Genomic DNA, 12557 nt, shown 5'->3' on the forward strand with positions numbered 1-12557 from the left:
GCGTTCTAAAGACGAAGAGCTATCGCCTAAACAGTCGTTTGTGCGCTTTTTTGTACGTATGGATAATGTTACTGAACGTATGTTATCAGTAGTAAATCCTTCAATGAACGAAAAAGAACGCGAAGCTGCACTAAATAAAGAAATTGCTAAGATAGAAAAAGAAAACAGCGAAGGTGGTAAATATGTAGTATCTGTACGTCCTTTCTTCCAAGGGAATGAATACTACTATTTTGTATATCAAGATTTTAAAGATGTGCGCTTAGTAGGTACGCCTCCTGAAAGCATTGGTAAGTTTGGCGGTGATACCGACAACTGGGAATGGCCTCGTCAAACAGGCGACTTCTCTCTCTTCCGCGTATATACCGACAAAGACGGCAATGCTGCTCCTTATTCTCCTAATAACATTCCGCTAAAAGCAAAACGCTACCTAAAAGTAAGTCTTAAAGGGGTACAAGATAAAGATTTTGCTATGATTATGGGCTACCCTGGGCGCACTAACCGCTGGGAAAGTTCATATTGGGTAGACCAAAACGTGAAGTATGCTTATCCAGCATGGGTAGAAGCCTCTAAAACTGCTATGGACGCTATGAAGCGTTTTATGGATAAAGACGATGCGGTACGCCTATTGTATGCTTCTCAATACTCTAGCATTGCTAACTATTGGAAAAACCGCCAAGGAATGATTGACGCTCTTAGTGCTCATAAAACAGCTGATAAAAAACGTAAAGCTGAAGCTAAGTTTGCTAAATGGGCAAAGAAAGCTGAAAATAAAGCTGAATATGGCGATGTACTTAACACTTTAGCTACTTATTTCGAGAAAACTAACACACTATCAGCCGATCAGAACTATTTAGGTATGCTATGGCGTGCTTCTTTCTTTATAAAAATGCCTACACGCTACATTAGTTTAGTAAGCGGAGCTCAAAGAGGAGGTATGCCTGCTGATGAATTAGATAAAAAGGTAGATAACCTGCTATCTGAGTACGATAAAATAAACTTAGATGTAGAAAAAGCTATCCTTGCCGATATGCTAAAGCTGTACGCTAACAAAGGTACCGATGTGCCTACAGAGCTCAAAGCTATCAAAGCTCAATACAATGGCAATTTCAATAAGTATGTAGAAGACCTTTTAGCTAAAAGTATCTACCGAAGCAAAGAAACTGCTAAAGAAGGGGCAAAACAAGAAGCTGCTAGCTTAGCCTCTGACCCTATCTTACAGCTTTCTGGAGTTTTGTTTGAAAGCTACCGCAATCCTTCATCTGAATTGTTCAACTTAGAAGATGCTTATAGCAAGGCTTACAGAAAATTTGTACAAGGTATGCGCAATTCAAAAGCAAGCAACATACTCTATCCTGATGCTAACTCTACTTTACGCTTAACCTATGGTACTGTTAAACCACTAAAAGCCGACAAGCGCAACCCCGATGCTAAGAAGAATTTCTATACTACCTTCAATACCTTAATGGCAAAATACAAAGCAGGCGACCCTGAGTTTGATATGCCGCAACGTATGCTCGACCTCTATAAGAAAAAAGAGTTCGGTAGATATATAGACAAAGACGGCTCTATGCACGTAAACTTCTTAAGCAATAACGACATTACAGGGGGTAACTCTGGTTCACCTGTGATGAATGGCAAAGGCGAACTCATTGGCCTTGCTTTCGATGGTAATATTGAAGCTATGGCAGGCGATGTAATATTCGACAAACAATTACAACGCACTATCAACGTAGATATACGCTATGTGCTTTGGGTAATTGACATTTACGCCGGTGCTAAAAATATTATTGATGAAATAGAGATTAATTAGTAAAAGTCAGGTATTAGGTGTTAGATATCAGAAATCTAACACCTAATACCTACAAACCTAATACCTAAAAAATGTCTTTATCAAGTTACACAAAAGAATTTAAATACAACTTCAAAATAGCTTACCCCGTAATATTAGGAATGCTTGGGCATACCCTTGTCGGCTTTGTCGACAATGTAATGGTGGGCAAGGTAGGAATTACCGAGCTGGGAGCAGCTGCCTTGGGCAATACAGCCATCTTTATAGCAATGTCGTTTGCTATAGGCTTTTCTGTGGCTACTACCTCATTAGTAGCTATGAATGATGAGGCAGGCGATAAGCAAGCTGTACAGTCTATTTTAAATCACAGTATGCTGCTAAATATCATACTGAGTGCAGTGCTCTTCTTATTGATGTTTTTTGTAGAACCTATAATGCGCATCACAGGGCAAAGCGAGAAAGTAATCGCTTTGGCAGTTCCCTACACTCACTTAGTAGCCTTTTCACTTATTCCTTTAGGTGTATTCAGTAGCTTAAAACAATTTGCCGATGGTCTCTCAATGACCAAATATGCTATGTATGTCACCCTATTGGCAAATCTTATCAATATATTCGGCAATTATCTCTTTATCTATGGCAATTGGGGTTGCCCAAAATTAGGCGTATTAGGGGCAGGTGTAGGTACTCTCATCTCCCGTATCGCAATGCCTATAATGCTGTATTATATGCTCAAGTACTTGCCGAAAACCAAAGAATACGTTACCCATATCAGCTTTAAGCATATAGGCAAAGCTATGTTGAGAAAAATAAGCAACATCGGGCTACCTACAGGCTTACAGATGATTTTCGAAACAGGTGTTTTCTCAGCTGCTATATGGATAAGCGGTATGCTGGGCGAAAACCAACTATCAGCTAACCAGATAGCTCTCAATTTATCCACTATGACCTTTATGGTGGCAAACGGCTTAGGTATTACAGCTATGATACGTGTAGGCAATCAGTTAGGAGCTAAAAACTACGCCAACCTGCGCAGAGTAGCCATCTCTGTATTCTTATTAGTACTTTGTACTCAAGTATTTTTTGCTACTCTCTTAGCTGTCCTACGCGATTGGTTACCTTCGCTATACTTAGAGATGGACAATGCTGAAAAAGCCGCTAATAATAGTTTGGTGATAGCCGAAGCAGCTAACTTACTACTAATAGCCGCTATCTTCCAAATCTCTGACGGTTTGCAGGTAACAGCTTTAGGGGCTTTACGTGGGTTACAAGATGCTAAAGTACCGATGTACATCACCTTTATAGCTTATTGGCTTATTGCCTTCCCTATTCTTTATGTATTAGGGGTACATACCTCATTAGGCAATATAGGCATCTGGATAGGCTTATTAGTAGGACTTACCGCTGCTGCTGTATGCTTGCTCTATCGCTTCAACCGCATCAGCTTACGACTTATAAAAAACAGACATAAAATTCAAAATTAATTCATAATATGAAAGCAGGAATTGTAGGACTGCCTAATGTAGGCAAATCCACTTTATTTAATTGTTTATCTAATGCAAAAGCACAAAGTGCTAACTTCCCTTTTTGTACTATAGAACCTAACTTAGGAGTAGTAAACGTACCTGATCCGCGCTTAGAAAAACTCGAAGCCCTTGTAAAACCCGAACGCGTACTACCCGCTACTGTTGAAATAGTAGATATAGCCGGATTAGTAAGAGGGGCTAGTGAAGGAGAAGGTTTAGGCAACCAATTTTTGGGTAATATACGCGAGTGCCACGCCATCATACACGTATTGCGTTGCTTCGACAATGATAATATAGTGCACGTAGATGGCAGTGTAGACCCCATACGCGACAAAGAAACTATAGATATCGAACTACAACTAAAAGACCTTGAAACTGTAGAAAAACGCTTAGAAAAAGTAACTCGTGCGGCTAAAGCAGGCGATAAGAAAGCGGCTAAAGAAATGGAGCTACTCAATCGCATCAAAGAAACTTTGCAAACAGGTCTATCGGCTCGTTCCTTACAAGTAAATGAGGAAGAAAAAGAACTATTAGACAGCTTTCAGTTGCTAACAGCTAAGCCTGTGCTATATGTGTGCAATGTAGATGAAAAGTCTGCTAAAAATGGTAATGCTTACGTCGAAAAAGTAAAAGAAGTTGTAAAAGACGAGGATGCTGAAGTAATAGTATTGGCTGTTGCTACTGAGGCTGATATTACCGAATTAGAAAGTTATGAAGAGCGTCAAATGTTTTTAGAAGATATAGGCTTAGAAGAACCCGGAGCTTCTAAACTGATACGTGCGGCTTATCACTTACTAAACCTACAAACATACTTCACTGCGGGAGTAAAAGAGGTTCGTGCTTGGACGATACATAAGGGCGACACTGCTCCTCAAGCAGCAGGTGTCATCCACACCGACTTCGAAAAAGGCTTTATACGTGCTGAGGTAATCGCTTACGACGACTTCATTACCTATGGTAGCGAAGCCAAAGTAAAAGAAGCTGGCAAGATGCGTGTAGAGGGCAAAGAATATATAGTGAAAGATGGTGATATTATGCACTTCCGCTTCAATGTATAGCAAAAAAAATCGGTAAACGATTCACATCGCTTACCGACAAAAAATAATTCTAAATTAAATAATCTTTATGGTTCAACTCTGTCATTCAAAAGCTATTGCTATTAAATCACGGGGGCAAAGGTAGTACGTATAACGATTAGAAACAATTTAAATTAAGAAATACTATCAAATACGTATTTAGATTGAGTAGCAATTAACGTAATTTATTATGAAAGAACGCAATCCTCTCATCGATGTACTCAAAGGTTTTACCATCATTTTGGTAGTGATAGGGCACGCCTGTCAGTGGTTTTCTGGCGATGACCGCAGTCAGCCGCTCTATACCACTATCTACGCTTTTCATATGCCACTATTTATGTTTCTATCTGGTTATGTAAGTTTTAATAAGCGTAGTGAAATGAACTTGTTCAAGCGGTTTCAAGTATTAGTAATTCCGTTTTTTGTATGGTTTCTCATTTCAGCTGCCTATCATAAGTATCTTTTTGATATTGAAAAAGTAGGGCATTACCTCAAAGTACTCATACACGACCCTACTCAAGGTATGTGGTTTTTATGGCTTTTGTTTTGGGAATGTGTTTTGCTCTATATCGCATTAAAAGTAAGCAAAGGAAGAGAAGTATGGGCAATGATAGGTTTGTGGAGTATAATCATCTTTATACACCGTATCACTGGGGCACAAGCTCCTTATTACGGACTTCCTGAATTGTGTTGGTACTTTTTGTATTTTGGGTTAGGTTATCTCACCCATAAATACGAACCCAAATCTATGAGAGTTATAAAACCTATAGGTTGGGCAAGTGTAGGGCTTTTCCCTCTGCTCCTACTCTTCCCTATTTCGCCATCTTCATTCCTGCTCTACTCTGTTAGGCTCTACGCCTTAGCACTGACAGGCATTGCGGCTACCTATGTGGTATGGCAACAGATTATAAACCTGCGCAACCCACTATCGGCTCGCACAACCCAATGTCTGCAATACCTAGGCGGTATTTCGTTAGAGATATATGTCACCCATTACTATTCCCATTTTCTAGTTCCTTATATCAAAACGTATATAGGTGATATGTTCTATCTGAATATAGCTATTTTTGTTATAATAGCAATACTCTGTTGCGACGGTGTGCAACGCTTGGTTAGGTATGTAGGGTGGTTACGGCGTATATTATATGGAAGATTTTAATAGTGAAAAAGAGCTGTCTCATTATTTTTGAGACAGCTCTTTTTAATTTATTCATTCTTAGCATCTGGTGTTTTTGTGTCTTCTGCTTCTTTTGCAGCTCTTTCTCTTTCTGCTTTTCGGGCTACTTCTATATAAGTTTTAAACTCTTTTCCATAAGTAGAAGCAGCTACATCTTTAGAAAGCTTACCATAAATAGAATCTAAGTATTTCACTCGGGTATTAGGCGCATCAACTAACACTACATAAGGAGTGATATATGATTCTGGGTGAGTAAGCGCATAGTTAAGCACAAAAAGATGGCGACGGAAGTTATTCTTCTCTGAAACTGCATTAAGCGAGTCCGTAAGAGCGGTATTACCTTCTTTGAAAGCATTAACTTGCTTTTCTAACAGCTCAGCATTGCGCATACTAAACTGACGCATCACGTGGGCATATTCATTATACTCTTTTTGCGAAGTAGAACCGTTAATCTTAGCCTTTATTTCAAACATATCATAAGAGCTATTAATCTGAATAGTAGTAGGCTCTCCAAAGAACATCAGGCGGTCACCGAGGTCAGTACCCGCTTGCTTCTTCAAATCTAAATAGATGTAGAACACCTCAGGACTCTTTAAAGGGTATTTAAAAGTGAATTTACCACTCCCCTCAGCTTTTACCGAATCGATATTGGTAAGTTTATCATTCACATACTTTTGCAGGTAAATAGTTCCGATTTTCAAACCGTCAATGTTCCCTTCTACAATCATCGTGTCTTTTTCTTCTGTCTTGTCACAAGCTATCATCAGCAGTGCAGACATTGCTATTAGTACTTTTTTCATTTATAATATTTTTTTAGTCGTTAGTTCGTTAGTCACTTGCCATTAGTCTTTCGTGATTAGCCCTTAGTCGCTTGTCGTTAGTTGCTTGTCGTTAGTTGCTTATCGTTAGTCCTTAGTCTTTAGTCACTTGTCATTTAGTCGCTTTCTAACGACTAACGACTAAACACTAACGACTAACTTAGCAAATCATCTTCATTGTCTGGGCTTTATTCTGGGTCTCTTCATATTCCTTCTGAGGGATAGAGTCCTTAGTAATACCACCTCCCACATACAGATAAGTATGCTGACTATCTATCTGCATACAGCGCAAATTAACGTATAGGGCAGCCATTTTCGTCCCCTCTATAAGCCCGCAGTAGCCTGTATAATACTCGCGATCATAAGGCTCGTACTCTATGATAAAAGTGCGTGCCTTATCTGTAGGATAACCACAGACTGCAGGGGTCGGATGCAACTTTTGTATCACTTCGTTTACCTTATCTGTGGGTAGTGTACCGCTTATTTGGGTACAGAGGTGCTGCACACTGCCGGCACACACAGTATGAGGGTCTGTTACTTTTAGGGTCGTAGCATACGGTTGCAATTGCGATACAATAGTATCAGTAACTATCTGCTGTTCTTCACGCTCTTTAGGCTGCCACTCTTTATCCCCTACCTTAGTACCTGCCAACGCCATTGTGCGAAAATCACCTTGGTGATGATACAGCAACGTTTCAGGGGTAGCCGCCAACCACGTACCTACTTGTGGGTGATAAAACAGATAGCAAAAAGCCGAAGGGTAACGCAGCAGCATATTAGTAAAACTCTTAAACGGACAAGCAGGCTTAGCAAGAGTGATTTTGCGCGAAAGCACTACTTTCTCAAAAGCCCCTGCTTGTATAGCAGTTACCGCTTCAGCGACTAAGTTAAGATGTGCTTGTTTATCAGCTTCAGTCTCTATAGGTGTATGGGTTGTTGTGTTTTCTGTATCTCCTTGAGGTGAATTACTTAATAAGGTTATTCGTTCATCAAAAGGGATAAATACAGACGGGTGATTAGAGCGAAAAGGTACGAACACAAAGCCCTCAATCACTTCTTTTTGATCAAAAACATTAAGGATAGGCTGCTCTTGCCATCTCATCACTACTGAGGGCTGCTGCGGTAAGCGGTAGCACACAAAAGGCAACTTTTTATTGTACTTTTGCTCAGCGCACAGCAACAGTTGCTGATAGGTAGTTTTGTTTTCTTCTATCATATCGTTTGGGTATCATAAAAGGCTTTGAATGCCCCATTTCGTGCTAATAGTTCTTCCTTATTGCCTTGTTCTACTAATCTCCCTTTATCAAGCATCAGTATTTTATCTGCATACTTAGTAATTGATACACGATGACTTACAATAATCACGGTTTTACCTTTTAAGGTATCGCGTAGGTTGGTAAGTATTTTCTCTTCGGTATCGGTATCTACTGCCGACAAACAGTCGTCAAGCAAATAGATTTCGGCCGGTTTAAGCAAAGCTCTGGCTATAGCTACCCGCTGGCGTTGCCCTCCACTAAGCGACACGCCTCGTTCACCCAATATCGAATCGTACTGATGAGTAAATTCCACAATATTATGATGCACTACTGCCTTTTCACAAGCAGCTACTATCTCTTCATCTGTAGCATTATTGCCATAACGCAAATTATTTCGGATAGTATCAGAGAAAAGGAAATTCTCTTGTGGCACTACCGAGATAGCTTCGCGCAAACTATGTAAGTTAAGCTGTTGCACAGGCTGCCCATCAATACACACTTCGCCTTCAGTAGCCTCATACATACGCGCTATAAGGTCTAATAAGGTCGTCTTGCCGCTACCTGTCTTGCCAATAATCGCTACAGTTTGTCCTTTTTCTATCTGAAACGACACCTCCTTAAGAGCCTCTATCCCTGTATCTTCATAGCGGAAAGAAACATTTTTAAAGGTTATATCGCCTCTTATAGGGGTAGGTGTAAAAGTAAAATTGCGTATTTGGGGTACTTCTGAAAGAAATTCATTGATGCGCTTCTGAGAGGCTTCCGCTTGTTGCACAATAGAACTCACCCAACCCACTGTCGCTACAGGCCAAGTGAGCATCATCACATAAATACTAAACTCTACAATCACCCCAATCGACTGTATTTCTCCCAAATAATACAAACGCCCTCCTATAAAAATCACAAAGATAAGGCTAAGCCCTATCATCAGTATCATAGTAGGAATAAAAAAGGCCTGTATCTTAGCGAGTTTAATACTCTTCTGCCTCCCATCTTCAGCCAGCACCGCCAACTGGGCATTAGTAGCAGCTTCATTAGTATAAGCTTTGATAACCCCAATACCAGAAAACGTTTCTTGAGCAAAAGTAGAAAGGTCTGAAAGATAAGCTTGTACTTTCATCGTTTCTATATTTATCTTCTTGCTCATTTTATAAATTAGCAAAGAAAGAATAGGCAGCGGAATGAGAGTGTAAAGAGTAAGTTTAGGAGAAATGATAAACATCAGCGGAATAACACAAGCAAAGAGGGTAATAGTTTGCACACTATACATAATGGCAGGGCCTGCATACATACGCACTTTCGACACGTCTTCACTAATGCGGTTCATCAGGTCACCTACCCTATTACGTTTGTAAAAACTAAGTGAAAGCTGCTCATACTTCAAAAAAATCTCGTTTTTCATATCGTATTCTATGTAACGAGATACATTAATGATAAGCTGACGCATAAAAAACATCAGAACAGCTGAAATAATAGTTGCTCCGATGATAATAAGTGCATATTCTATGAGCAAAGAAGTCATTTGAGCAGCATCTTTATTTGTAGAACGAGCAAATTCCTCAATAGCTGCTATAGAATTTTTCACGTAGCGGGGCATAAATAGTGAAAATATGCGCGACACTACGGTAATTAAGATACCGAGCAGTAGATGGTATTTGTATTTGAAAAAATATTTGCGGATATGTTTTAAATGCGCCATTTAGCCAGTCGTCAGATTTTAGGTATTAGGTGTTAGTAGGTAGTACCACTAACACCTAATAAACTAATACCTATTTATAATTCTTAATCAAGTTCTTCACCAATAATATCACGTTAGGCATTGCTATATTAGCAGCATTAAGTACCTCTTCGTGCGATACATCAGGCGATATTTCAGGCCCTCCTAAGTCAGTGATTACCGAGAGAGCGCATACCTCCATCAGTTGGTGGCGTGCTACTATCACCTCAGGCACAGTACTCATACCTACGGCATCACCTCCTAAAATACGCACCATACCATATTCGGCAGGCGTTTCAAAAGAAGGCCCTTGCAATCCTACATATACCCCTTTTTGCACTTTGATATTGTTTTCCTGAGCTATTTTTTCTAACTCTGCTATCATCGCGTGGCTATAAGGCTTGCTCATATCAGGAAAACGAACTCCATACAAATCTAAGTTCTTACCGCGCAAAGGATGCTCTGGGAAAAGGTTAATATGGTCGCGAATAATCATCACATCACCTATAGAAAAGTTAGGATTTACCCCTCCTGAAGCGTTTGAGAGTATAAGTCGTTTAATGCCTAACTGAGCAAATACGCGAATAGGGAAAGTAACTTCTTGCATAGAGTAACCTTCGTAATAGTGTACGCGTCCTGCCATCATCAGCACATATCGGTTCTGAATTTTTCCATAAATCAGTTTACCTTTATGCCCTGACACAGTTGATTTCGGGAAGTTAGGTATATTTTGGTACTTAATTTCCGAAATTACTTCTACTTCATCTTCTAATTTACTAAGTCCTGACCCCAAGATAATAGCAAATTCTGGGGTATGTTCTGTAATGTACGACTGTATAATACGAGCCGTCTCATTGATTTTGTCGTAATACTGTTGCATAATTTTTATTAATTCGTCGATTTTTATCAATTGGCAAATTGGCTAATTATTTAAAGCTCGTCACACCAAATTTAGCAGCTTCAGCTCTCGCTTTTGGCACTAATTGGGTTAGGTTTTTAATACGCGACTCGTCTGAGGGGTGCGTACTGAGAAGGCTAGAGGTACTAGCACCATTTTTCTTAGCACTCATTCGTTTCCATAGTTCAGGAGCTTCTGAGGGGTCATAACCTGCGATAGCCATAATCTGAATACCAATAGCATCAGCTTCTGTTTCGTTAGAGCGACTAAAAGGCAACATCACTCCTAAGTTTGAACCTAAGCCGTAAGCCATCATAAACTGGTCAGTGTATTCGGCATATTTGCTACTTTGTAGGGCAAGCGAACCTGCTATAGCTCCTATTTGTTGTAGGGTGCTAGCACTCATACGTTGTGCTCCGTGGTCAGCTAATGCGTGTGCCACCTCGTGTCCCATCACTACTGCCAACCCTGCTTCGTTCTTAGTAATTGGCAAAATACCTGTATACACCACTATTTTGCCCCCTGGCATACACCAAGCGTTCACTTCAGGACTATCTACCAAGTTGTATTCCCATCTGTAATCGTCTAAATACCCCTTATAGCCGTTAGTGTCGAGCCATAATTTAGCCGCTTTAGCGATACGCTCACCCACTCTTTTCACCATTTGGGCGTCATTAGTATTGGTTATCACCTTATTCGACTGCAAAAAAGTAGAATATTGACTAAAAGCCATCGGAAAAACCTTGCTATTAGGCATAAAGTTCAGAGTACTCTTCCCTGTAAAAGGATTAGTTTTGCAGGAAAAAACAATTAGCAATAAAGCAATAATACTTATTTTCTTCATATAATTCTGTTTTATTTTGCAAAGATATAACATAATTAGCAAATTAGCAAATTTGTCAATTAGCAATTTAGACAAACACAAAAAAATTACCAATTCACCCGTCCCACTCGTCCCACTCGTCTCACCCGTCTCACAACCCTCCTAGCCTTCCCAATCCTCCCAGCCTTCCCTTTACTTTAGATATAGGAAGAATACAGGATCACCGAAGAAACTTTTGAAGAACTCTATCCCATTCCTCCCAGACTTCTCAGCCCTCCCAATCCTCCCAGCTTGCCTGCAAAATTTTTCTATTTGCATTTATTTCATTACTTTTGCACCCTCAATCTCAAATTTGCTAATTAACAAATTTGCTAATTTACTGATTAATATGTCTTTAGAACAAGAAATACAAAAGCGCCGTACTTTTGGCATTATCTCTCACCCCGATGCGGGTAAAACTACGCTCACTGAAAAATTGCTACTCTTCGGGGGCGCTATTCAAGAGGCTGGTGCGGTAAAAAGCAACAAGATAAAAAAAGGAGCTACTTCTGACTTTATGGAGATAGAGCGCCAGAGGGGTATCTCTGTAGCTACTTCTGTATTGGCTTTCAACTACAAACAACATAAAATCAATATCTTAGACACCCCTGGTCACAAAGATTTTGCTGAAGATACCTTTCGTACTCTTACAGCGGTAGACAGCGTAATAGTAGTGGTAGACGTAGCTAAAGGGGTGGAAGAGCAAACAGAGAAGTTGGTAGAGGTATGCCGTATGCGCAATATACCTATGATAGTTTTTATCAACAAGTTAGACCGAGAAGGTAAGGATGCTTTCGACCTATTAGACGAAGTAGAGCAAAAACTCGGACTAAAGGTAACGCCTTTAAGCTTCCCTATAGGTATTGGCTACGATTTCAAAGGTATTTACAACATATGGGAAAAGAACATCAATCTTTTTTCAGGTGATAGCCGCAAGAATATAGAAGAAACTATCTCGTTTGACGACATAAACAGTCCTGAGTTAGAGAAAATCATCTCTGAACAGTCAGCAGCCAACCTGCGCAGCGATTTAGAGTTGGTATATGAGGTATACCCTGCTTTTGACAGAGAGGCTTACTTAAAAGGAGAGCAACAGCCAGTATTCTTTGGGTCGGCGCTAAACAATTTTGGGGTACGCGAGCTCTTAGATTGCTTTGTAGAGATAGCCCCCTCACCTCGTCCTAAAGCCAGCGAGGAGAGAGAAGTACGCCCCGAAGAGCCTACTTTTACGGGTTTTGTATTCAAAATCCACGCTAATATGGATCCTAACCACCGCGACCGTTTGGCGTTTGTAAAGATAGTATCGGGTACTTTCGAGCGCAACAAACCCTACTTACACACGCGTTTAGGCAAAAAACTGAAGTTCTCAAGTCCAAATGCTTTTTTTGCTGAGAAGAAAGAGGTGGTAGACATCTCGTATGCAGGCGATATAGTAGGATTA

Annotated in this window: 10 protein-coding genes; 5 read left to right on the forward strand and 5 right to left on the reverse strand. The window is 40.1% G+C overall.

From position 1 onward, the window contains the following. The 4 genes from HMPREF9074_RS10005 to HMPREF9074_RS10020 form a co-directional block, all read left to right on the forward strand. Window positions 1–1810: S46 family peptidase (locus HMPREF9074_RS10005; RefSeq protein ID WP_034540562.1), on the forward strand; the 1810-nt coding region annotated here is incomplete at its 5' end. A 71-nt stretch (window positions 1811–1881) separates the two neighbouring features. Continuing rightward, window positions 1882–3270: an MATE family efflux transporter gene (locus HMPREF9074_RS10010; protein ID WP_009389878.1), complete on the forward strand. Its 1389-nt coding sequence runs from the start codon at window positions 1882–1884 to the stop codon at window positions 3268–3270. 8 nt (window positions 3271–3278) lie between these two features. Next, entirely contained in the window at window positions 3279–4370 is a 1092-nt protein-coding gene (gene ychF / locus HMPREF9074_RS10015) for a redox-regulated ATPase YchF (RefSeq protein ID WP_009389876.1), read from the forward strand. Window positions 4371–4578: 208 nt separating this feature from the next. Continuing rightward, the gene (locus HMPREF9074_RS10020; RefSeq protein WP_009389873.1) at window positions 4579–5547 is read left to right on the forward strand and encodes an acyltransferase family protein; all 969 of its coding nucleotides are present in this window, start codon (window positions 4579–4581) and stop codon (window positions 5545–5547) included. Window positions 5548–5594: 47 nt separating this feature from the next. Here the strand turns inward: HMPREF9074_RS10020 and HMPREF9074_RS10025 are convergent, their stop codons facing one another. The 5 genes from HMPREF9074_RS10025 to HMPREF9074_RS10045 all read right to left on the reverse strand — a co-directional run bounded on the left by HMPREF9074_RS10025 (window position 5595) and on the right by HMPREF9074_RS10045 (window position 11098). Then, window positions 5595–6365, reverse strand: a complete 771-nt coding sequence (locus tag HMPREF9074_RS10025) for a DUF4369 domain-containing protein (protein WP_009389872.1) — start codon at window positions 6363–6365, stop codon at window positions 5595–5597. A 178-nt stretch (window positions 6366–6543) separates the two neighbouring features. Beyond that, window positions 6544–7599: an isochorismate synthase gene (locus tag HMPREF9074_RS10030; RefSeq protein WP_009389871.1), complete on the reverse strand. Its 1056-nt coding sequence runs from the start codon at window positions 7597–7599 to the stop codon at window positions 6544–6546. Then, entirely contained in the window at window positions 7596–9338 is a 1743-nt protein-coding gene (locus tag HMPREF9074_RS10035; RefSeq protein WP_009389870.1) for an ABC transporter ATP-binding protein, read from the reverse strand. The genes HMPREF9074_RS10030 and HMPREF9074_RS10035 overlap by 4 nt, the downstream gene beginning before the upstream one ends. A gap of 70 nt (window positions 9339–9408) precedes the next feature. Further along, the gene (locus HMPREF9074_RS10040) at window positions 9409–10236 is read right to left on the reverse strand and encodes a purine-nucleoside phosphorylase (RefSeq protein ID WP_034540564.1); all 828 of its coding nucleotides are present in this window, start codon (window positions 10234–10236) and stop codon (window positions 9409–9411) included. Between the two features lie 46 nt (window positions 10237–10282). Continuing rightward, window positions 10283–11098: a M48 family metallopeptidase gene (locus HMPREF9074_RS10045; RefSeq protein WP_034540567.1), complete on the reverse strand. Its 816-nt coding sequence runs from the start codon at window positions 11096–11098 to the stop codon at window positions 10283–10285. Between the two features lie 367 nt (window positions 11099–11465). Here HMPREF9074_RS10045 and HMPREF9074_RS10050 point away from each other — a divergent pair. Then, window positions 11466–12557: peptide chain release factor 3 (locus HMPREF9074_RS10050; RefSeq protein WP_034540570.1), on the forward strand; the 1092-nt coding region annotated here is incomplete at its 3' end.

Origin of the sequence: Capnocytophaga sp. oral taxon 329 str. F0087, assembly GCF_000213295.2 — a bacterium.
In the GTDB taxonomy this organism is placed as follows: Bacteria; Bacteroidota; Bacteroidia; order Flavobacteriales; family Flavobacteriaceae; genus Capnocytophaga; species Capnocytophaga leadbetteri_A.